At 48.3% G+C, this 22,412-nt stretch carries 15 protein-coding genes; 5 read left to right on the plus strand and 10 right to left on the minus strand.

What is annotated here, in order from left to right:
• Positions 1 to 147: 147 nt before the first annotated feature.
• The 9 genes from KWJ01_RS09230 to KWJ01_RS09270 all read right to left on the minus strand — a co-directional run bounded on the left by KWJ01_RS09230 (position 148) and on the right by KWJ01_RS09270 (position 9,783).
• Complete coding sequence (locus KWJ01_RS09230; RefSeq protein ID WP_224996144.1) at positions 148 to 402, minus strand: hypothetical protein; 255 nt, start codon at positions 400 to 402, stop codon at positions 148 to 150.
• Between the two features lie 341 nt (positions 403 to 743).
• A complete protein-coding gene (locus KWJ01_RS09235; RefSeq protein WP_224996145.1) occupies positions 744 to 1,775 on the minus strand; it encodes a hypothetical protein in 1,032 nt (343 codons plus the stop codon).
• Between the two features lie 311 nt (positions 1,776 to 2,086).
• A complete protein-coding gene (locus tag KWJ01_RS09240) occupies positions 2,087 to 3,496 on the minus strand; it encodes an alkaline phosphatase family protein (RefSeq protein ID WP_224996146.1) in 1,410 nt (469 codons plus the stop codon).
• A 30-nt stretch (positions 3,497 to 3,526) separates the two neighbouring features.
• A complete protein-coding gene (eboE, locus tag KWJ01_RS09245) occupies positions 3,527 to 4,804 on the minus strand; it encodes a metabolite traffic protein EboE (RefSeq protein WP_224996147.1) in 1,278 nt (425 codons plus the stop codon).
• A gap of 29 nt (positions 4,805 to 4,833) precedes the next feature.
• Positions 4,834 to 5,985, minus strand: coding sequence for a 3-dehydroquinate synthase (locus KWJ01_RS09250; protein ID WP_224996148.1), 1,152 nt, complete (start codon positions 5,983 to 5,985; stop codon positions 4,834 to 4,836).
• 67 nt (positions 5,986 to 6,052) lie between these two features.
• Entirely contained in the window at positions 6,053 to 7,006 is a 954-nt protein-coding gene (eboC, locus tag KWJ01_RS09255; RefSeq protein ID WP_224996149.1) for a UbiA-like protein EboC, read from the minus strand.
• 3 nt (positions 7,007 to 7,009) lie between these two features.
• Positions 7,010 to 7,936 (minus strand): TatD family hydrolase, encoded by a 927-nt coding sequence (locus tag KWJ01_RS09260; protein ID WP_224996150.1) that lies wholly within the window; start codon positions 7,934 to 7,936, stop codon positions 7,010 to 7,012.
• Positions 7,937 to 7,998: 62 nt separating this feature from the next.
• Positions 7,999 to 8,910 carry an EboA domain-containing protein gene (locus KWJ01_RS09265; protein WP_224996151.1) on the minus strand — a complete coding sequence of 304 codons (912 nt, stop codon included), beginning with the start codon at positions 8,908 to 8,910 and terminating at the stop codon, positions 7,999 to 8,001.
• A 390-nt stretch (positions 8,911 to 9,300) separates the two neighbouring features.
• Complete coding sequence (locus tag KWJ01_RS09270; RefSeq protein WP_224996152.1) at positions 9,301 to 9,783, minus strand: vitamin K epoxide reductase family protein; 483 nt, start codon at positions 9,781 to 9,783, stop codon at positions 9,301 to 9,303.
• A 443-nt stretch (positions 9,784 to 10,226) separates the two neighbouring features.
• On the opposite strand from KWJ01_RS09270, the gene KWJ01_RS09275 reads away from it, so the two are divergent.
• From KWJ01_RS09275 to KWJ01_RS09295, 5 genes are all read left to right on the plus strand, one after another.
• The gene (locus tag KWJ01_RS09275; protein WP_224996153.1) at positions 10,227 to 13,397 is read left to right on the plus strand and encodes a PAS domain-containing protein; all 3,171 of its coding nucleotides are present in this window, start codon (positions 10,227 to 10,229) and stop codon (positions 13,395 to 13,397) included.
• A complete protein-coding gene (locus KWJ01_RS09280; RefSeq protein WP_224996154.1) occupies positions 13,366 to 13,779 on the plus strand; it encodes a response regulator in 414 nt (137 codons plus the stop codon). Before KWJ01_RS09275 ends, KWJ01_RS09280 begins: the two co-directional genes overlap by 32 nt.
• Positions 13,780 to 13,991: 212 nt before the next feature.
• A complete protein-coding gene (locus tag KWJ01_RS09285; RefSeq protein ID WP_224996155.1) occupies positions 13,992 to 15,485 on the plus strand; it encodes a PhoX family protein in 1,494 nt (497 codons plus the stop codon).
• 38 nt (positions 15,486 to 15,523) lie between these two features.
• On the plus strand, positions 15,524 to 17,341 hold the full coding sequence (locus KWJ01_RS09290) for a cytochrome c peroxidase (protein ID WP_224996156.1): 1,818 nt from the start codon (positions 15,524 to 15,526) through the stop codon (positions 17,339 to 17,341).
• A 640-nt stretch (positions 17,342 to 17,981) separates the two neighbouring features.
• Positions 17,982 to 19,448: a PKD domain-containing protein gene (locus KWJ01_RS09295; protein WP_224996157.1), complete on the plus strand. Its 1,467-nt coding sequence runs from the start codon at positions 17,982 to 17,984 to the stop codon at positions 19,446 to 19,448.
• A 199-nt stretch (positions 19,449 to 19,647) separates the two neighbouring features.
• Here the strand turns inward: KWJ01_RS09295 and KWJ01_RS09300 are convergent, their stop codons facing one another.
• Positions 19,648 to 22,116 carry an outer membrane beta-barrel family protein gene (locus tag KWJ01_RS09300; RefSeq protein WP_224996158.1) on the minus strand — a complete coding sequence of 823 codons (2,469 nt, stop codon included), beginning with the start codon at positions 22,114 to 22,116 and terminating at the stop codon, positions 19,648 to 19,650.
• Positions 22,117 to 22,412 lie beyond the last annotated feature (296 nt).

Here is a 22,412-nt window from a genome sequence, read left to right on the forward strand (position 1 = left end):
CTGCTCTCTATGCTAAAGTTCCGGCTTTGGCTAAACTTTTTCAGATCTTCCTTAGAAGATAGAAGATATCAAAAACTAATATCTCTGCTGCTTCTAAGCTGAATCTGCCAAAACTCTCCTGCCGGTGTTGCTCTTTGCTTCACTCTTTCAATGCTTCAATCTTTTGCCCTTAGCTCTTTTGCCCGGGGCGCTTATCCATAACTGATCCAAGACTTCTGATAGTTCCTGGGAAATAGACATTTTCTTGTCTTTTCCTAAGGCCTTACACTGCTTTAGACTTCTTTCGGCCTGGTGTAGTATAACTATCTGAAGATGCTGTGAGTTCCCGGAGGTGGGAATTTCTTCTTGCTCTCCCGGCTTCCTACCCTCTCCTTTTAAGAGGAACGCAAGAGTCTTAACCATAATGGCTGTACTGCTGGTTCCCCTGTTCAGAGAAATTCTTCAGGATCTTTATAAAGCTTTCAATCTGGTCTTTCCCTCCTGCCTTTCGCTGAAGTGGAGTACAAAGGTAAAGGCTCCCGATCCTGATTTCCTAGTGCTGTTTCAGGTATTTATTTTTTGCCGTTTTGGCCATTCTCTATTGCTAGTTTGCCAAAGAGCTAATCTGCGAATTATTCTTCTGTACAAATTACTACCAACATCCACATTGTTTTATGCTTTTTCTCCTATGAGAGACAAAAGAAACTGAAATATTTTACTGTAACTTCTATTCCAAAGTTATGTAATCAGCCGCAGCTATCTAACTATGCAGCATTGTCGATTCCGTATCCCTGCCCGCTAACAAACAGAGGAGCTACTTTATCCTTCAGGCGTTGGGCTACAAAACCATGCTGCAAATGGGATGGCAGGCCGGATACCAACTCCTGGTACCTTTCCAGCCCTATGGCTTTAGCCACATAAGCTTCGTGTATACCATTGAGATAGCTTACAATGTCCAGCAGAGACTCGTGGAATAACTTGAAATCAATATCAGCCTCCACAAAACGTTCAATCTCCTTATGACTTGATGAGATCCGCAGGCGACCCAGCAGATCAAAGAACGTAGTATAGCCCAGCCGCCAGGTGATTTGCTCCCAATGACTGCTACTCCATTTATTCAGAACCTTACCGGTCTTCGGACTCCGCAATGCGGTTTGGCTGTTAGCTTGTAACTGCCTGCGAACAGCCTGAGCTTTCAGTTTGCGGGTGGTGCGCAGAAACTGGCCAATTTGTGCCTGGGCATCAATATCTTTTTCCGGGGTGTTTAAGCCCGGCTTATAGGTTGCCAGTGGTAAGCGGTGAATTTTAAAACTGTTGTAAGGACCGGCTGCATAATAACTTATTGCTTTCGGGTATGCCTGCCGTAAAACCAAACGGCCAGTCTCCCGGCTGATAACATCCTGGTTATTCGTTCTCACATTCAGGGTATACAGGAAGGCCTGCAAAATGGCAAAAACTGAATAATATGCCTGCGGGAACGTCCAGTGCAGTGCGTACCGCAGGTAATCATCATTACCTAACTCGGCCGTAGCCCTAAGTGCATACTCAGTGCTCCAGCCGCTTAACAGCATTTTACTGATGGCTTCTGTTTCCTGTTCGCTTAGCTCAGCTTTAAGCTCCTGAAAGAAAGAAAGGTTCTGCAAACCTGCATCACTGCTGTTTTTGATATGATAGTTTATAGCAAGGAAGTAATTCAGGAAGACCTGCGCCGGAATGGAATTCCGCCATACTTCATCCTGGAACTTTTGCTCTTCCACCGCCCCCTCATTTAGCTGCTCTTCAATCGCCTTTTTCATACTAAAAGAACAAAAAAACAGGGTGTTTTAGTTGCAGTTACTGATGGTATTCAGCACGTAAAACAACGCATAAATAGCTAAATACCAACAGATTAACAAGCAAGCACAGCTCAACAGCTATGCTTCCTGTACCTGTTAAAATCAAGCACTACATAGTAGGCACGATATAACAGGTAAAGCCCGGAACACTGGTCTTACTCCTAACTTTTAGCTCCAGTTCATCAGGTTTATGGGCTTGAATACCTGATCCCTGAAAATATTCTAAAAGTCAGGCACACAAACAGTAAACACGCTCCTGCCCTATCTGTCAATTATTGGCGGGGCAGGTTAGCAGACACTGCACCCTTTTCAATGCCCAGATGCTGTAGAATAATATCGTGTAATTCCGTGGGCAGTAGCTTTTGGTTTAACTGAATGGATTTATGCTGGCTGACCAGTAAAGGACGATCTGCCGGATCTTCGGCTATCCTACCGTGGGAGCCTTTCACCAGGCTGGCATCGAGCGGAATCACGTCCATGAGGTAGCGGAACCCCAGCTTCTTTTTCAGGAGCTTTAACCCAATCCTGGCTTTCAGCAGGCGGATGTTTGGATCCGCAAACATTTCTACAGGATCGTAGCCTGGCTTACGGTGAATATCAACCGTACGGGCAAAGTCAGGTGCTTTTTTGTCGTCCAGCCAGTAGTAGTAGGTAAACCAGGAGTCTTTATCGGCTACCACCACCAGGTCGCCAGCCCGCTCGTGCTGCAGATGGTATTTTGCTTTGCCTTCCCTATCCAGCACCAGTTCCACGCCTGGCAGCTGTTGCAACAGGGCTTTAATGCGGGGAATTTCGCCTGCTTCGTTTACATAAACATGTGCCAGCTGGTGGTCGGCCACGGCAAAGGCTTTACTGGCACCGGCATCCAGCAGTTCCAGCCCCAGTTCTTCTTTAACAGTAATATACCCCTGCTCCCGCAACATGCGGTTAATATGTACCGGATGCTTCACCGAAGTAATGGCATATTCCGATACCAGAAGCACCTGGGCTCCCTGCCCTTCGTAGTAGGTGATCAGATCCTTACATACTGCATCCACTTCCCGCAGGTCTTTGCCAATCTTGCTGAAGTCCAGCCCCTGGCGCTGCAGGTTATAGTCCAGGTGGGGCAGGTAAATAAGGGTAAGGGTGGGGTTATGCCACTGGTCTACCTTCTTGGATGCTTCGGCGATCCAGCGGGTTGAGTTAATATTAGCATTGGGACCCCAGAATTCAAAGAGCGGAAACTGTCCCAGCTCTTTTTGCAGGCGATCACGCAGGTCCATGGGCTGTGTATAGATGTCGGGTAGCTTGCGCCCGTCGGAAGGGTACATGGGCCTGGGGGTAACAGAATAATCTACAGAAGAGTACATATTATACCACCAGAACATATTGGCGCAGGTAAAGGAGGGATCGTGCTTCCGGGCTTCTTCCCACACCTTTTGGGCCTGCACCAGCTTGTTAGACTGCCGCCAGAATTTTATCTCGCACTCGTCTTTGAAGTACCAGCCATTGCCCACAATGCCATGCTCGGAGGGCCATTTACCGCTAAGGTAGGTTGCCTGTGCCGAACAGGTAACGGCAGGTAAAACAGGCTCAATGGAGGCCATTTTTCCTTTCGAAACCCAGGCTGATAGGAAAGGGGTATGTTCACCAAGGAGGCGTGGCGACAGGGCTACTACATCCAGAACAACAGTTTTTTTCATGTTAGGCCAGTTTTGTTCGGCAGTACTCATTTATTTAACAGGCTTTTGGGGCGCCTGCAGCACCTGCTGCACCCACTCCAGCTCCCGCACAATAGATTCTGTCAGGGGCAAGCGGCTTTCGGGCGGCAGCACTTCCCAGGTATAGGTTTCTACCTCCAGGTGACTGGTTACGGGTTTCTCCTGCTGTATTTCCAGCACCTGCCGGATGTCGTCCTGGGTAGACTGCAGACTGCCGTAGCTGCTCTCAAACACCGGCACATGAAAATGGGTGCGCCATTCCTGCAGGGCAGGATTCTGAATATCCTGCAGGGCCGCAGGCAAATCATTATACTGATGAAGGCTGCCATTGGCCTGGCGGGCTACCACCTGGTGCAGGTAGGTTGATTCGGCAAAGGGTTTGTAGCGTTCTGCCAGCTGCTGGCGCTCCTGCCTGGACTCGGGCAAAAGTGATTTCAGTGCTGCACTGATCTGAATTTTACCAATGCGGATGCCTTCGCTTTCCAGCTGCCTGAATACTTCACCGGGCTCTTCATAAGCCAGTGCAAAGTGGCATACATCGTAACACAACTGCAGGTGATCTTTGATGGCTGCCGTTGCCTGCTGTGGGGATAAGCCCAGCTGCCGCTGCAGATACGGAATGCCCATTGGCAGCAGCCACTCTCTAAAGTAGGTAATTACTTCCCTGGTATTCTCCAGCACGCCATCAGGTTCGGGCTCAATATCCAGGTGCAGCCATTTACCAGTGTTTTGGCGGAGCAGGTGCAGGTGCACCACTACCTGTAGCAGCTGCTCGGTGGCAGTTGTAAACACCCGCTGCTGTTCTGCCCCGGAACTGTGCCACAGCTTATAGGAAAGCGGGGAGGTTGAAATACCGCCCTCCACCCCTGCCGGGAGCAAAACTGCCAGTATATGAAAAAGCCTTAAAGTATAGTGCAGGCGCTCCGGTGTTGTCCAGTCGGGCTGGTGCACCCCATCTTTTACTACCCTGTGATGAAAGCCCCCATAAGGAAAGCCGTTAAGGGTAAAAACATACAGCCCTTCCCGATCAAGCCAGGCTTTGAATTCCTGTAATTTAGCACCTTCCAGCAGCTCAAGGCTTGCCTGGTGCGACAGCCTGAGGCCCAGGCCAAATGCTTTATGGGGAGATACCTGCTTCTTGACTTCAGGCACATACTGTTTAAGGCTTTGTTCAACCTCTGCCCAGCTTTCGCCGGGATGGATGTTGGTGCAGTAGCTTAGGTGGTAGCCCTGCTGCAGTAGGGTATTTTCGCTGGCAGAAGGTTCTGATCCAGGGGTAGCTGATGGCATCTTAATTCTTTTAAATCTTTTTAGGCAGGTTAGGCAGGCATTTGTGTTTCCTGAAATTCTTTAAGCATGCTTGCGGCAGCAGTAACTTTTGCGGCATCCATTTCGTGCACTTCAATGCCTCTGCCAATCTCGTTCAGCAGCATAATGGTAAGGCGCCCGCCCAGGTGCTCCTGAAACTCCCGAAGCCCCTGCAGTACTTCCTGGCTGCTTAATTCCGGCACATACAAATCAAAGCCCAGTCCCCTGATCAGGTTCAGGATGCGCAGGAGGTCTGCCTGCGGGATCATATGCTGCAGGTAGGAGTAAGTAACATCCAGGGCAATGCCAATGGCTACCGCCTCGCCGTGCCGCAAACGGAAGTTAGTTAATTGTTCCAGCTTGTGAGCTGCCCAGTGGCCAAAATCGAGCGGACGGGAAGAGCCCTGCTCGAACGGATCGCCCCCGTGGCCGATGTGCTCCAGGTGCAGCTGGGCACAGCGGTAAATTTGCTCCTCCATAGCTGGCATATGGCGCGCGACCAGCAGTGGAACATCCTTTTCTATCTGCTCGAAAAAAGCTTTATCCTTGATGAGTGCTACTTTAATGGCTTCGGCAATGCCTGCGCGCCAGTCACGCTCGTGCAGGGTAGTAAGAAAGCTGCTGTCGTTGATTACAGCAAAGGGAGGCGCAAAGGTGCCCAGGAAGTTTTTCTTACCGAAAGCATTAATGCTGTTCTTGACCCCTACGCCAGAATCGTTTTGTGCGAGCACCGTTGTTGGCACCCGAACAAAGCGGATGCCTCTGTGCGCCACAGCTGCTGCAAAGCCTGCCATATCCAGCACTGCGCCGCCCCCGATGCATATGATATAGGAATGGCGGTCAATGCCCCAGCGGTTCACTGCATCCAGAATAGCCTGTAAAGGCTTTGAATTATTTTTTACCTCCTCGCCTCCGGGCACCAGTAGTTGTGCTGCATGGAAAGCAAAACTATCAGTGTGATAAGCAGCATAAGCTTCTATCTGCTGCTGCAGATAAGGATGTGCCGCGGCCACACCATCGTCTATAACAAAGAGCACTTTTGCCGGGTTCTGGCCCTTCAGTAACCTGGCCAGCAGGGGATTATCTTCCTTAAAAAGGCCTTCGGTAAACAGCACCTGGTACTGGAAGGGAACGGAAAACGTTTGTTGGAGGACTCGTCTCATAAACTAATATAATAATAACCAGCGGCAGCTCCTAAGCTTCAGGCCTCCGGCAAAAACTTCAGTAAGATCAGGTAACGGCAAAGCTACGGGCCATTAATCGGGAAATGGGCAGCAACAAAAGTATGGCAAGGCCCCACATCCAGCCTGCAAAAGCTGTGGCCAGGGCAGCATTCAGCACAATTAACGAAAGTACACCTGCCTTTACGGCTTTCCCGATAAAGCGGGCATCCTGTTTGCGCAAAGCCTCCAGCAGGGGTGGAAAGATCAGGTAAGCAAACAGTGCCACAAAAGGTATTACCTGCCACCAGGCCGCTCCTGTAAAAAATGCCAGCACCAGAATGGTAACCACCACAGCAGCATACATGAACAGCCCACCCTGCAGGGCCTTTCGGTTACCACCATGCACTTCGCCACGGCTAATCATGGTGATGGCTGCAATATACACCACCGGTATTATCCCAAGATACCAGAGCTGCGGCAAAAGTGCCGGTACTGCACTTACACCCAGCAACAGGTTAAACCCACGGCACAGGCCCATATTCAGGGGGCCAAAGTAAAGCTGGTGTTTGCCCCAGGCATCATACAGCAGGGCCAGCAGTGCAATGGCAATGGCCAGCAAACCGCTAGTCTGCCCAACCTGCCAGGCTGCCACTATCCCCATCAACAGCAATAGCCCTCCTAAAAGGCTGGCGCTGGTAATGCTGGCCTGCCCGCTGGGAATGGCTCGTTCCGGCCGTTCTATTTTATCCAGTTCAGCATCGAACACATCATTGAATACCACGCCACCGCCATAAAGGCCAATAGTAGCCAGGCACAGCCAAAGCAGCAACGGCAGCTGGTCTTGCAATACCAGCCACTCCTGCAGTGCCTCATTATTTGCCAGGGCGATATTGCCCATAGCCATAGCGGCTGCAAAACCTGCTGCTATGTCGGCAAGGGCGGTTACTATATTAGCAGGCCTCATGAGGCGAAGGTGCGCCATGAGCCTGCTTTTGGGAGAATTTTGTAGTACTACTGACATTCTTTAATTAGGCACAATGTTGGAACCCCCATTTTCAACATTCGGTTCCTGGCCGCCCCTAAGCACTGAATTGCCTGAAAATTTGTGACGCTGGTCTACCGGCCCGGCCTGCAGCCAGTCACTTTCTTTCATCTGCCCGCTCTGCCCGTAGGCAGCCAGCGCATTATAGTAGCAGGTTTGCTCCACATGCTCCCGCGGAATGCCATGCTGCAGCATAAGGGCAGCTGTTTTGGGTACCGCCAGCGGATCGCTAACACCCCAATCGGCGGCGCTGTCTACAATAATGCGCTCCGGCCCATACTGCTTTACGATTTCCACCATGCGCTCGCTGCCCATTTTAGTATGTGGGTAAATGGTGAAGGCTGCCCAATAGCCCCTGTCCAGCACCTCTTTTACCGTTTCTTCATTATTATGGTCTACAATTACCATTTTGGGATCCAGGCCATGCTCCTCGCTCACATCCATGCTGCGGGTGGTTCCCTGCTTTTTATTCCGGTGGGGGGTGTGAATGAGCACCGGCAGCGCCACTTCCTTTGCCAGCTCCAGCTGAAGCCGGTAGTATTTATCTTCTGCTTCGGTCTGGTCGTCGTAGCCAATTTCGCCCACTGCCACTACTCCCTCCTTGCCTACAAATAGCGGCAGCAGCTCCATTACCTGCTCTGCCAGTGCTTCGTTATTGGCTTCTTTGGAATTAAGGCCAATGGTGCAGTAATGCTTAATACCAAACTGGCTGGCCCTGAAGCGCTCCCAGCCTACAAGGCTGCTAAAATAATCCTGGAAGCTGCCCACCTTGGTGCGGGGCTGCCCCAGCCAGAAAGCAGGTTCTATGATGGCTACCACACCGGCCTTCCGCATTGCTTCGTAATCGTCGGTAGTGCGGGAGGTAACGTGTATATGCGGATCGATAAACTTCATGTTGAGCTCTTGCATGAGAGTTGAGTTATGGCGTATGTGTTAGATTAAAATGTATTCTTATATCGTTAAACTGGTGGTTACTCCCCGGCATACTGCCGCCCCAGGCTAACCCAGTTAATTTCCCCGCTCCTGATCTGTTGTTCCTCTTCCGGGTACCCGGCCAGCAATTTTTCCGCTTCCGGAAGTTCGCTTCCGGCACAGGCAAGCAGCACTGCTTTTTTTTCAAGCGGAGTGCCCTGTTTGCTAAGCTGCTCAATTTCTCTGATATTTTCTTTCTGGAGATAAGGCCCTACAAAACGCCAGATTTCCGGTGTAACGGTTCTGTGTGCTGCCCAGCGTTCATGGGCAAAATCAAGCAGCATTTGTGCTAAGGCCGGGTTAGCGCGTTTATCAGCACCCCAGATCTGGTATAAGGGGCGGCTCAGAAAAACTGCTTTTAGCAGCATCTGATTCCAGGCTCCTTCTTCCAGGTAATCTGCAGGGTAAGGATTATGGAGGGCAATGGCATCGAAAACGCCGGTGATATTGGTACGGATGCCTTCGGCCGCTCTTTTACGGAGTGCCAGTGGGTAGGGCAAAACCGGCAGGGCACCATAGAGGGCAATTTGTTCTGCTACATCGGCAGTTTCGGCCAGGCGGGTCAGGCTGTGGATAAAGGTTTCTTCCTCCAGTTCGGAAAGCTCCAGGAGCAGGAGGGTTCTGGCCAGCTGCAGCTGTGTCCAGTACTGGGGCATAAAACCAATCCGAAGGGCTTCTGCCTCTGTAACTTGTTCAGGTGCCAGGTGCAGGCTTTCACTATCGAAGAAGCGGGAAGCCAGGCTAAAGGATAAAAACAGCTTGCTGCCATCTTCCTTTATTTTTTTTTGTTGCTGATGAAGCCACTCCATTGCTTTTGGCTGCACCTGCTGGTGTAAAACTTTTTCAAGAAAGGCACATGTTTCGGCCAAATTAAGCTGATAAGGCTGCAAACCTGTTTGATCTGGCTTCATATTTAATAAAAATTAGTCTTAGCAGCGTTGCAAACAATCCTTTGATACTCCAGGTTTTTTCCCCTTCCTATAAAAGAGCAACCTACTCCGGTATACCGGCAAATTTATCAACTGCCACTAAAAAGTAGTCATTTCTTTTGCTCTAATTCGCATAAATATGGCACTCTTAACCAATCTATGCTACCGGCGCATCTGTTTCAGGATCGCATATGGCACTTAATAGTTTAAGCATAATGCCAGCCCGCATACGCAAGGGAAATTTACAAAATTTAATGACTTAGTTAATATACCTGCTAAAGACTAATTTACTTTCATCTGCCTGATTACACCAGATTGAAGCAGGGCAGACCTAAAAAACATTGTTAAACTTAAAGTGCCCGGCCTCCGGTTCTAGCTCTTTAATTTTAGAAGTTTATATAGCGGCACAAGGGTAGCAAAGTTGATCAGCGCGCCTGTAACACAATAGATACATACCTTTTTTTGCACCGTCGCCATGTTGTAAAGGTAGTAAGCGCCTCCGGCAGCCTGCCCAATGGCATTGCCTGCAATCAGGTAATCGAATAGATTGCGCTTTTTCTTCTTTTTGATCGCTCCTGCCACCAGCAACACATTAGCGGCATACATCAGCAGGCTAACTGGCCCATCGGGCAGCCCTGCTATCTGGGCCTCTTTAGAAGCATTTACATAGTCAGAATCGAAGATCCTGCCGGGGAGATCGGGCATGTGGCGGATCACCCCTAGCTGATAAAGTGAAATAGGCACAAAATCCAACAGGCCTACGGCACTTAGTATGCCAATATTTCGCCGGTTTTCGCTTGCGCTGCCGGCTTGTTGTCTTACTTTCTGTACAGCAGATGGTTGAAGTTGATGCATAGGATCAGGAAAAAAATTAAAGAATATGCTGAAGGCTAAACAGTATGCGCCAAGTTTTTTATCCTCTGCCGGAAAACATTAGATCAGTGGTGCTGCTTTTAGCTTTCTTAAGCTTTACAACAAGATTCAGCATCTGCTGTTTGTATGCTAGTACAAACTAAAATCCAGAGCGCAGCATCCTGCTACCCAGGCAGCCTGTTAGCTGTACTCGTTAAACAGAGACATTGTTCAGGCAAACTGTGCAGAAGGATTATTGAAATCCGGTACAACACACAGCATAGGACTTCACCAGCAAAAAGGAATTCCTTAGCAATTATGCATAAAACGTGTAATCAATTGGTTATAAAATATTAAGAAAGCAATAAATTGTGAATTGATTGGAACCAGCATACGGGCAACAAACATTTTTATGGGATATGGCACTCCCTCAAGCTATGTAATTCATGAACAAGCATACATATAACAGCAATCCGGATATGCTCAAAGTGTTTGAGGCACTTCCGGATCTGTACCTGATTCTTTCTCCTGACCTGCACATTCTCACCGCCAGCGACGCTTACCTGGCTGCTACACTAGCCGTTCGTAACGAAATAAGGGGTAAACATGTGTTTGACATATTCCCCGACAATCCGAATATACCCCATGTTAATGCTGTTTCCAACCTTCATGCCTCTCTGCAGAAAGTACTGGCAACGGGTAGGCCTCATAAAATGTCTCTGCAACGCTACGACGTTCCCCGACCACAGCATGCAGGCGGAGGATTTGAAGAAAAATACTGGCAGCCACTTAATACGCCCGTGCTGGATGGTGATGGAAATGTGCTTTATATTATTCATAAGGTGAGTGATGTAAGTGATCAGGTAAGCGACCAGCAACAAATTGAAGCACTAACAAGCCGTGAGCTGCATGCAATACAGCAGGCAGACCTTCAGCAAAAGATGTTGTATGATTTGTTGATGCAGGCACCTGCCCTTATTGCTGTAGTACGTGGTCCGGACCATGTGTATGAACTGGTTAATCCGCTATACCAGAAGCTCTTTCCCGGCAGAATACTCCTAGGCAAGCCTCTGCTGAAAGCAGTGCCTGAAATAGAGGGAGATCCGATTGTTGAAGTACTGGACAGAATATACAAGACCGGGGAAACAGCTACAGGTTTTGAGGTACCCATTCCCTTAGACCACACCGGCAATGGCGAGCTCACCACTGGTTACTATAATTTTACGTACCAGGCCATGCGTGATTTCAGGGGGGAGATAAACGGCATCATTACTTTTGGCTATGAAGTAACGCAAGTGGTAACTAACCGTAAATCGCTTGAGCTGCTTAACCAGGAGCTGGAGTCCCGGGTAGAAACCCGGACCCGGGAATTAAGAAGGGCCCGTACAGAAGCAGAATCAGAACGTAAACGAATAGAGCAGTTGCTGATGCAGGCACCTGCCATGATCACAATTTTTAAAGGGCCGCAGCATGTCTTTCACATGGTAAATCCTCCCTACCAGCAACTGGTTGGTGAGCGTGAACTCCTGGGCAAGCCAATCCGTGAAGCCATGCCTGAACTGGAAGGACAGCCAATTTTTGGGCTGCTGGACAGGGTGTACCACACAGGGGAGCCCTTTTTTGCTAACGAAATGCTCGTACAGCTGGATCATACCAATTCCGGTACACTGGGAGAAAACTACTACAACTTTGTTTACCAGGCTACGCGCGACCTGAACGGAGAAATTGACGGTATCCTGGTGTTTGCCTACGAAGTAACTGCACAGGTGCGGGCACGCCAGCAGGTGGAACAAAGCCGCAGGAAAGTAGAGACATTAAATGAAGAGCTGGCCACAGCAAATAATGAACTTATAGCTTCCAATAAAGAACTGGCAGAGGCAAAAAAAGCTCTTGAGCAGTTAAACAGTGAGTTGGAGGAGCGCGTGGCGGCAAGAACCACCGACCTGAAACTTGCCCAGGAGGAAACCGAACGCCAGCGCCAGCTACTGCATACTATATTTATGGATGCACCCTCGCCCATCGTTATTCTGGATGGAGAAGCGCTGGTTTTTAAATTAGTGAACCCCGCTTACCAGCAAATATTTCCGGGAAGAGAGCTGTTGGGCAAAGCTGTGCTAGAGGCACTTCCGGAGCTGGAAGCCTCCCCCATTCCACATCTTCTGCAAGAGGTTTATAAAACAGGTGAAACCTTTGTTGCCCATGAACTACCTGTGCAACTGGCCCGCCACCAGGGAGCTCCGCTGGAAGAAATCTACTGGACCTTTACCTACCAGGCACACCGTAATCAGCTGGGAGAGATAGATGGGGTGCTGGTATTTGCTTACGAGGTTACAGAGCATGTAAAGGCCCGGCAGAAAATAGAAGAAAGCGAAAGACAGCTACGGTTAGTAACCGATGCGCTGCCGGTGCTGATTGGCTATCTCGACAAGGATGAGAAATATCGTTTTGCCAACCAGGCTTATGAGGCGTGGTTTAATCAAAAATCAACTGAACTGATTGGCCTCCCGGTACGTGAGGTAGTTGGAGAAAAAGCCTACAGTGTTGTAAAGCAGTATATTGATCGGGCTCTGGCAGGAGAACGCCTGAACTTTGAAGCCGAAATGCCTTACAGAAGCGATTTTACAAAGTACATCAGCACCACCTATGTACCCGACGTTCAGGATGGCGCAGTTGCCGGCTTTTTTACACTGGTAAGCGATATAACAGAACAGGTTGAAACCAGGAAAAAAATAGAAGAAAGGGAGCAGGAGGCACAAGCCCTGGCACGCAAATTAGCCGTTACCAATGAGGAGTTAAGAATGGCCAACCAGCAAATATTGGCCAGCAACGAAGAGCTGGCTAAAAGCAACCAGCAGCTTAGCTTCATTAATTCCGATATGGATAACTTTATCTATACGGCCTCCCATGATTTACGGGCACCCATTTCCAACATAGAAGGCCTCATGCATGCCATGCAACGAAGCCTTGCAGATGAGATCAAGGAAAAGCCCATCATAAACAAACTATCAGATCTGATCACCCATTCCATTGAGCGCTTCAAGAAAACACTTGACGAATTAACCCAAATCACGAAAATACAGCGTGAAGGAAGTGGAGAAGATGTTGCCCAGGTAGATCTTACACAGGTAATTAATGAAGTTAAGCTCGACCTGGCACCCCAGATAGAGCAGGCAGATGCACAGATTGTACTTGAATTGCAACAATGCACGCCCATACATTTCTCTGCAAAAAACGCACGTAGCATTGTTTACAATTTGATCTCCAATGCTGTTAAATACCGCTCCCCCCAGCGACAGCCCCTCATCAGGATAAGTTGTAAACAAGAAGATGATTTTCTGATTCTATCTGTGGAAGACAATGGATTGGGAATAGACCTTGCCGAAGAAAGTAAAATTTTTGCCATGTTTAAGCGTATGCACGACCACGTGGAGGGTTCCGGCATTGGCCTGTACATTGTGAAAAAGATAATTGAGAATGCCGGCGGAAAGATCCATGTGGAAAGTAAGCCAGGCCAGGGATCAACCTTTAGCGTTTATTTTAATAAGTCAGGCAGCGCACCAGACCAACAAAAGCATCATAGCAACAATGAAAAAAATAAAATGCATACTGCTGATTGATGATGATGAGACAACCAACATCATCAATGAAATGCTGATCATGGATATGGGCGTTACCAGTGAGTTACTGCAGGCCCGCAATGGTAAAGAGGGCATTGAACTGCTGCAAAAAAAGGCAGATCAAAACAACTTACCCGAACTGATCCTGCTCGACATTAACATGCCCGTAATGGATGGCTTTGCATTCCTGGAAGCCTACCAAAAGATGGATTTACCGGATAAAGATTCAGTCATCATCATTATGCTCACCACCTCCCTCAATCCTTCTGATGTTGAGAGGGCCAGAAGCGCCGGCGTTGCCGATTATATCAGTAAACCCCTGACAGAAAAATCGCTGCAGTCTATCCTGGAAAAGCATGTAAGGAATAACAGCACGCAATAATCCGATGACCGGTAGCCCGGAAGCCGACCTCAGGGAAGCCGGCAGCCAGGCAGGAACAATCCTTTAAGCTTTTGAGCATCCAGAAGTTAACAGTTTTATAAATCCTTAACATTCCACCTTCCATCCTTCACCTTTGTTTGATGTGGCCTTAAACATATAGTAACAAGCCAGCCCTAGTTTTGATGCAGATAAACTTATCAATCTAGCGCAACATGATTTTTAAAAATGTACTGCCACTGGCTCTTGGAGCCTTTTTTATCGTTTCATGTGAACAGCCGGAATCTCTGGACCTGGCACAGGATTCTCCAAGCAGCCCCGGCGCTGCCAACAAACTTCAAAAGAAGGAACTGAAAGCTTACTCCAAAACCCCTTCTTTCCTGGCTTTAACGCCGCAGTTCAAAAATGTAGAGATCTTTCCGCTACTATCATCTGAAGATCAATTGCCAGAATCTCCTGAATTTGTGTACGGTTCCATGGCCGATGGTATGGGCCTGATGAAGAATGGCGACGGCGGCTACACACTCATTAACAACATTGAGGCAGATTATGCCATAGCACGCATCTTCTTTGATGAGAACTTTAAGCCTGTTAAAGGCGAGCACATTCTTAACGCTACAGCCACTGCCAACACTGCCCAGTGCTCTGGCACACTTATTACGCCAGAAGAGCATGGCTTTGGTCCGCTCTACCTCTCTGGCGGCGAGTGGGGTGGTTCTTCCAAAGGTGTATTCCTCACCAACCCATTCAGAGAAGCCGGCAGTGCCGATGTGCCCGAAATGCTGACTGCCATGGGCCAGTGGTCTACTGAAAATGCCGTACCAATTGGCAAAGATGCCTACCCCGGCAAAACAGTTGTTTTTATTGGCGATGACCATTCCGATAACTCAGTGCCTTCCGGACAGCTTGGCATGTATGTTGGCGATGCCGGCGACCTGCACGGGGGCAAGCTGTACGGCCTTAAAGTAACAGCCGCAGGTGTAAATTACGAAATGGACATGCAGGAAGGTGTTGCCTACGATATGGAGTTTGTAGAGCTGAACGAAACCAACATTGACCTGCTGGATGCCGAAGCAAAAGCAAAAGGTGTAATGGGCTTTTCAAGGCTGGAAGATATTGACTGGAGAAGAGGCAATGCCAAAAACAATCGTGAGGTGTACATTGCCGTAACCGGCAGAAAAAACAATGCACTGGCAGGCAAAGGAACCACTTACGGCAGGGTATACAAACTGGAGCTGAACGATTCTGACCCTACAAAGGCCGGTAAAATTACCTGTGTGCTGGATGGTGACCTGCCAAACGGCAAAGCAAAATCTTTCCACAGCCCCGACAACATTGTGGTAACCAAGCACTACGCCTACATCCAGGAAGATCCGAACGGCTACTACGACAATGCTGATAAAGAGCACTTCGCCCGCCTGTACCAGTACAACCTTAACAATGGTGAGCTGAAAGTAGTACTGGAATGCGACCAGGCAACAGCTGCTGCCATGGGCTATGGTACAGAAAACAACGACTGGGAACTTACCGGCATGATCGATGTATCGGATGTACTGGGAGTAGAAGGTACTTTCCTGCTCATTACCCAAAACCATGGCTGGGTTAAAGCCGATGGCACACCTTTTACCGATCCTAAGGCTAACCCAAATGTAGCCGGCAGCGAAAAAGAAGGAAGCCAGTTATACCTGCTTAAGGGACTGAAAAGATAAGTGCGCTGCTTATTATGATGTATAGAAAATTACTAGTTATGTACAAAGAGGCTTATTTGATAATAAGCCTCTTTGTATTGTTTACCTCCTGCAGTGAGCAAAAGACCGCTGGCGATACCGCTGATGCTACCACCCTCGCCTTTCAGGAAATGCAGGCCCTGTACCACAGCGACCTGAACGCCTGCATTGCTGCGCTGGACAGCCTGCAAAAGAGCAAGACTGCAACAGAAATGCAGGAACATTACCACACCGCCAGAATGTATTTTAAGTATGCAGAACCTGTTCTTTCCTTTACCGACCAGGAGAACTTCCGCTACCTGAACCAGCCCAACATTCTAAAGGTAGAGGAGGAAGACTTTACTGATATCAAGATCAAAGAACCCTCCGGCTTTCAAGTACTGGAGGAGCTCATCTGGGCCGACAGCCTTAATGAGCAGGATGTTTTCCGGCATGCAGGGCTGGTAAGCAACAGGCTTAAGCTGATCAGGCAAAACAGCAGCCTTCTATCTTACAAGCCCTACCATTTTCTGTGGATGCTGCGGAACGAGATTAACCGGGTAGCACTCACTGGCATAACCGGTTTCGATTCTCCTGTGCTGGAGAACTCCCTGCAGGAAAATGCATGGGTATACAGCAGGTTAAAAAACTACCTCACATTCTTTAAGCAGGCATTTAGCGACCAGGAACTGTACCGGGCATGGCACGAGCAGCTGGACAAAACGCTGCTGGATTTAACAGGAGAGTTTGCCTCTTTTAACCGCTATGCCTTTATCAAAAACCACACACATGCCCAGCTGGCCTTGTGGGTAAAGACCAGGGAAGACTGGAATGTGATTTTCCCTTTTACGCTTGCCATTAACCATGAGGCTACTTCCTTATTCTCCAATAATACCTTTAACCTGAAATATTTCGATGATCTGCAGAGCGGTGAAACAACGGAAGAGAAAGTGCTGCTGGGCAAAAAGCTATTCAACGATCCCTCCCTCTCTGCCTCGGGAAAAGTAAGCTGTGCAAGCTGCCACCAGGAAGCGCTTGCTTTCACCGATGGAAAAAGGAAATCAGACGGACAGGACCGCAACAGCCCTACCCTCAGCTATGCCGCCTTGCAGCGGGGCTTCTTTTACGATAAGCGTTCTGGCAGCCTGGAGGGGCAGATTGTATCGGTGGTGAACAGCCAGACTGAATTTCACAGCAACCTGGAGGCCATGACAAAGGCCGTAATGCAGCAGCCCGACTACCAGCAGGCCTTTACGGCAATCTATGGTAAAGAAGTAAGCGATGCAGCCATACGCAACGCCATTGCCAGCTACATCAGAAGCCTGGCCCCCTTCAACTCCAAATTCGACCGCAACATAAACGGGCTGGAGCAAAGCCTGACGGATAGCGAAATAAGAGGTTTCAACCTCTTTACCGGAAAAGCTAAATGTGCCACCTGCCATTTTGCACCGGTATTCAATGGTACGGTACCACCGGAATTTTCCGAAACAGAGCTGGAGCTGCTGGGGGTACCCGCAGCAAATGATACCGCCAATGCACAGATAGACCCGGACCCGGGAAGGTATAATCTGTACCAGACAGCTGCGCGTAAGTACTTTTTCAAAACGCCCACAGTACGCAACAGTGCTCTAACAGCACCCTATATGCACAATGGCGTGTACAACAATCTTGAGGAAGTTATGGACTTTTATAACCGCGGCGGGGGTGCCGGCATAGGCATAGCGCTGGAACACCAGACCCTGCCACCCGATGCACTACTACTCAACAAGCAGGAGATTAAGGATATCATTGCTTTCCTGAACACCCTCAACGACCAGCAACCTGCTACCTTAAAATTTGCCTCATTGCAGCAAGATTAAGACAGCAGGAAGATAGATTCAGCCATTGCCCTGGAAGTAAAATTCCAGGGCTTTTTTTTTGCGTCTATACAAGAACTGCTGGCCTGAATATAAACCACCGCCTCTTCAGTATTTAACAGTACTACTACTGTTCCCGACTATAGAAGTGATGTAGAGCTAAAAGAGCCACATTTTTTTCAGAAGGGTTCAAAAGTCCGATTTTTACAATACTATTTTCACCGGAATAACAAACTTTATCCACACGAATTCAGCAATTCTATTGCTTCCATAACACCTAAGCTGCTTCTGTTTATGAAAGCAACACGCTTTTATTATTTCTACCTGGAACAAAGTTACAAAGCGGCAGTAACAGTATGCTCCGCTTCTAAAACAATTGATTTACATAAAACCAGCAATAACAGCTACCCATTTCCTGGTACACAAAAAATGCCGGATTCGGTGTATTGCAGGGGGTACCGGATAGCTTTTAATTTGTATTAAGAAGCATCAGTTCACCCCCCTGAATCTATAACATACAGCACTGGCTGAACTATTTTTTACCAGCTGCTTCAGGATGTGTAAGCTTTACCTACGCATTTAGTGCAGCTGTTAAAAGGGTAACTTTTATAAAACTCAATGGACTCAAACAAAACCCAATACTATGAAAGCGAACCAGATCATAAAACAATGGTGTTTCTTACTCTTGCTAAGCTTTTTCATTGCCTGCGATGATGACGATTCGGAACCTGCTCCGGTCTATACCCTGGAAGCAGTAGCGAGTGCAACTCCAACAGAGGTAGCGGTTGGCGAAACAGTTCAGCTGAATGGTGCATCAAGCAAAGACCCTGGCCAGATTGGTTACACCTCGCTCTGGACGGTGACCGCCAAACCAAATGGCAGCACGGCAAGCATACAAAACGCCAGTGCTGCTAATGCAAGCTTTGTACCTGATATGGCAGGTGCGTATGAGTTAACGCTTACCATCAGTAATGCTGACAAGAATGTTAGCTCCACGGCTAAGGTAAACATTACCGCCACCGCCAGCCTTGTAGTGCTTTCAGAAAACATAACTGCGGATTTGGTACTGGAGAATATTTTTACTGATCCTGATGTACCAGATTACCTGGTTACTGCTTTCATTGAAGTTAGGGCAAAACTTACCATCAGGCCGGGTGTAGTGATCCATTTTGAAAGGAACGCCGGACTACACATTACTGAAACCGGTACGCTGGTTGCCAATGGTACCGAAGCTGAAAAAATCATATTTACCGGTGAAAATGAGGAACAAGGTTACTGGCTTGGCATCAGAACAAGGAGCGAAACAGCAAACAACTCCATATCGCACGCAGAAATTCATTATGCCGGAAGCATGAATGCCGGGACTTTCTTGCAGAAGGCCGCGCTGTCTCCTGAATATACCACCATCAGCCTGGATAATATCCTGATTACCAATAGTGGAGGTTATGGCATTCAAACCAGGGAAGAGGAATCAATTCTTAACCTGAGCAATATTACTTTTGAAGATAATGCCGGCAGCCCCCTGTACATTCATCCGGAGCAAATAGCATTTATTGATGAAGACAGCGACTTTGGGGGTGGCTATGTGGAAGTTTATACTGGATCCACCCGTAACACCGGGGCTGCTATGAACTGGGTAAACCCCAAGAACGGCAAATACCTGATTTCAGCAGATCTTACAGTAAACAGAGCAGTAAGTATTGCACCTGGTACTGTGTTCGAAGCGGCAGATGGTGTGCTGATTACAATTTCTGACCATGCAGAATCAAGAATAGTTGCCAGTGGCACGGCCGACAACCCCATTGTATTTACCAGCAAAACCAAAGAGCAGGGTGCATGGAGAGGTATTTTGGTTAACTCTAGCGCTGACCAGAACCTGATGGAGTACGTTACAATTGAAAACGGGGGAAGCTCCAGGCAGGCTACCTTTGTGGAGCCCGCAAATCTTGGCATAGGCTGGGTAACGAAGTTAACACTCAATAATGTTCACATTGCTAACAGTGCCGGCTATGGTATATATGTGAGAGACAACCCTTCAGATATTGTACTCACCATGAATGGTGTTACCTATGATAGCAATGCCCTGAACGATTTTAAAGTAGAAGAATAGCCACACCTCCCACACCCTTTCTATTGTTAACAGCCCACAGATCCGCCCCCTTACAGGAGCGGATCTGTGCTTTTGGTTGGGGTTGCCATTACGCTTGCCGAATCATACAGGACTGATCAATAGCGCTTTAAAAACATTCACAAAAAAGGCCTGCTAAGCAGCAGACCCTTTTTTATTCTAACACTAATCAAAAAAGTTCTTAATCACCACTGCCCTTGATGCGCTGCTGCTCGTCGGAGGAGGCTCCTCTTTTACGGCCAACCGGCTTGATTTCTTTGTTACCAAAGCGGTAGTTAAAGCTGAGGTTAACACGGCGGGTTTCGCCTCTGCTTTCAATTTTAATCTTGTTTTCACCCACAACAGACTGGCCACTGAACACCTGCGTTCTGAAAATATCGTTGGCACTTAGCTTCAGGCTTGCGTTGCGGTCCCAGAAGCTGTACTGCAGCCCGGCATTTACCCTGTACATGCTGTTGATCTGCATGGTACCCCATACCATAGGTGAGCGGTAAAAGCCAGAGAGCTCTGCAGAAAAATTATGGGGCAGCCTGAATGAGTTCATTATAAAAAAGTTGGTGGAAAGCTGCTCCACATCTAATTGTTGTGCCAGGTAGGTACCTGTGTATTTCTTGTGGTAAGCGCTTAGGTTGTTTTGCATGTTCCACCATTTGGTAATGGTTACAGGCAGAGAAATATTCAGACTCCAGTTTGTTAGCTTGCCCAGGTTCCTGTTGGTCTGGAAAGCATCAAGCCCCTCTGTTTCAATTACCTCTGTCATGGGCCCATCGGTAACACTGTAGGTTAGGTTAGTGACCACTGACTTATTAAAGGTGTGGCTTAGCTGCAGCTGGTGGGTAAACTGTGGCTGCAACAGCGGATTTCCCTTGCTGTAGGTGGTTACATCCAGCAGCGAGAAGAATGGGTTCAGGTCCTGGTAAGAGGGGCGGTCTACCCGGCGGCTGTAGGATAAACCAAGCTGATTCTTTTTGTTGAGCTCCCGTTTCAAAAACAGGCTCGGAAAGAGCGATAGGTATTGGTTCTTTGCCGTGCTATCGTTTTTTACGGACCTTCCCTGGTACCAGGTGTGCTCTGCACGAAGGCCTGCCATTACGTTTATTTTACCAAGGGCTCCACTCCAGTTGGCATAGGCAGCACTTATGTTTTCCTGGTACAGAAAATCGTTCGTAAACTTATCCCACTTCTGCCAAACCCCCTCGCTTTCCTGCCGTTCTATCCGTGCATCGTTATTTGAGTGCACGTTGCTCCACTTTAGCCCGGTTTCCAGTTTGCTCTTTCCTATGGGCACTGTATAATCCAGCTTACTCACCCATATGTTTATACGGGAGGGTGCCTCACTGCGGAGCATAAAAATACTGTCTGTTCTGCTGTCGAAGTAACGGAAGCTGTTATCAAAAAAGCTGTTTTTGCTGCTGCTATAATTCGAGTAGTCTGCATCAAAGCTTAGTTCCTCCCCTTTCCGCTCAAAGGTTCTCTGGTAGTTGAGGTTAAAGGTGGTGTTCCGGTAGCCGCTGTTTATATCTCCAAGCGTGGTAATGATCCGCTCCCTTCCCGCTCCTTCAATAATATGCAGGGCCTCGTTGGTGTTATTAGAGCCCCAGTCACCTATACTGCCGTTCACCATCAGCCCCAGGGTATTATGCTTATTCAGGAAAAAATCAACGCCTGCTTTGTAAGAATGGCCCTGCCAGTTGCGGAGCATAAAATTCCGGTGGTCAAAAAGATTTACCTCCTGGTTGATGAATGCGTTCCGTTCAATGTTCAGGTTCTGATAGCTGCGGCTTAAGCCATAATTGTAACTACCAAAGAGGTTGGTGCTGTTCTGGCGGTGGTTGAGTGTAAGGCCGCCATTCACTTTTTCGAAGCGGCCGTAGCCAGTTCCCAGCGTTAGGCTGCCATTGGTACCCCTGTTCTTATCCTTTTTTGTTTTGATGTTGATGATGCCGGAGTTACCGGCTGCATCGTATTTGGCAGAAGGGTTTGTGATGATCTCTACCTGTTCCAGGGCATCGCTCGTCATGTTCCTAAGCATGCTGGCAACATCTGCACTGGAGAGATAGGTACGCTTACCATCCAGCATGATAATTACCCCCTGTCTTCCGTTCAGGCTAATGTTGCCATCCTGGTCTACCGCCACGCCCGGCGATTTCTCCAGTACCTCCAGGGCAGTATTGCCGGTGGCCAGAATACTTCCCGCCACATTCACCACCATGCGGTCTGCCTGCTGTTCTATCAGGGGCTTCTGCCCTACTACAGTTACGGCTTTGAGCTGCTCAACTGTTTCCTGCAGCTGTAGCTGGGGCAAAAGCTGTGTTTCACTGGCTGTTACTTCTACCGGCCCCAGCCAGCCCTTCTGGTAGCCCATCATGCTGGCAGCAAGCAGGTATTTTCCCGCTGCCACTGCAGGCAGGATGTATGCTCCCTCACCATCGCTGATGGCTCCTTTCACCAGTGCAGAATCGGATGCGTTTAACAAGGTTACCGTTGCAAAGGCCAGGGGCATGCTTTGTTCATTGATAACTTTACCCTTTAAGGTTGATTGGGCCAAAACAGTAAGGCTGAAAGCCGGAAACAGGCAAATGGCCAGCAATAGTTTAAGATTAAAAGTGCGGGCTGCTCCGCTGCCTCTTATTAAGCTGAAGGTTCTCATAAAATTTTGGTTAAAGGTTTTTAAAACCGGGCTTGTTATGAGCTAGTTAGCCAGCATTCGGCACGACTTAAAAAAAATGTGATGAATAGCAGGAAAGATGTGACAGAAGCGGAATCCTCATCTTTATAGAGCGCAGGCAGAAGGCATTGCCCTTAATGCAAAGTTGATACTGCCAGGTAGTGGAGCGCCAGAAAGCATATGCTGGCAGGAAAAAACAAAAAAGCTGTGACTGGCTACTTTCTAAGAGCGGTCAGTCACAGCTTAAAAACTTAATAAATACCCAAGTGGCAGGGGCT

The organism is Cesiribacter sp. SM1, from assembly GCF_020178975.1.
In the GTDB taxonomy this organism is placed as follows: Bacteria; Bacteroidota; Bacteroidia; order Cytophagales; family Cyclobacteriaceae; genus Cesiribacter.

What these genes read in the sequence shown, in the direction of transcription:
- KWJ01_RS09230 (WP_224996144.1), bottom strand. Translation starts at nt 402, where the DNA reads ATGGTTAAGACTCTTGCGTTCCTCTTAAAAGGAGAGGGTAGGAAGCCG.
- KWJ01_RS09235 (WP_224996145.1), bottom strand. Translation starts at nt 1,775, where the DNA reads ATGAAAAAGGCGATTGAAGAGCAGCTAAATGAGGGGGCGGTGGAAGAG.
- KWJ01_RS09240 (WP_224996146.1), bottom strand. Translation starts at nt 3,496, where the DNA reads ATGAAAAAAACTGTTGTTCTGGATGTAGTAGCCCTGTCGCCACGCCTC.
- eboE (WP_224996147.1), bottom strand. Translation starts at nt 4,804, where the DNA reads ATGCCATCAGCTACCCCTGGATCAGAACCTTCTGCCAGCGAAAATACC.
- KWJ01_RS09250 (WP_224996148.1), bottom strand. Translation starts at nt 5,985, where the DNA reads ATGAGACGAGTCCTCCAACAAACGTTTTCCGTTCCCTTCCAGTACCAG.
- eboC (WP_224996149.1), bottom strand. Translation starts at nt 7,006, where the DNA reads ATGTCAGTAGTACTACAAAATTCTCCCAAAAGCAGGCTCATGGCGCAC.
- KWJ01_RS09260 (WP_224996150.1), bottom strand. Translation starts at nt 7,936, where the DNA reads ATGCAAGAGCTCAACATGAAGTTTATCGATCCGCATATACACGTTACC.
- KWJ01_RS09265 (WP_224996151.1), bottom strand. Translation starts at nt 8,910, where the DNA reads ATGAAGCCAGATCAAACAGGTTTGCAGCCTTATCAGCTTAATTTGGCC.
- KWJ01_RS09270 (WP_224996152.1), bottom strand. Translation starts at nt 9,783, where the DNA reads ATGCATCAACTTCAACCATCTGCTGTACAGAAAGTAAGACAACAAGCC.
- KWJ01_RS09275 (WP_224996153.1), top strand. Translation starts at nt 10,227, where the DNA reads ATGAACAAGCATACATATAACAGCAATCCGGATATGCTCAAAGTGTTT.
- KWJ01_RS09280 (WP_224996154.1), top strand. Translation starts at nt 13,366, where the DNA reads ATGAAAAAAATAAAATGCATACTGCTGATTGATGATGATGAGACAACC.
- KWJ01_RS09285 (WP_224996155.1), top strand. Translation starts at nt 13,992, where the DNA reads ATGATTTTTAAAAATGTACTGCCACTGGCTCTTGGAGCCTTTTTTATC.
- KWJ01_RS09290 (WP_224996156.1), top strand. Translation starts at nt 15,524, where the DNA reads ATGTACAAAGAGGCTTATTTGATAATAAGCCTCTTTGTATTGTTTACC.
- KWJ01_RS09295 (WP_224996157.1), top strand. Translation starts at nt 17,982, where the DNA reads ATGAAAGCGAACCAGATCATAAAACAATGGTGTTTCTTACTCTTGCTA.
- KWJ01_RS09300 (WP_224996158.1), bottom strand. Translation starts at nt 22,116, where the DNA reads ATGAGAACCTTCAGCTTAATAAGAGGCAGCGGAGCAGCCCGCACTTTT.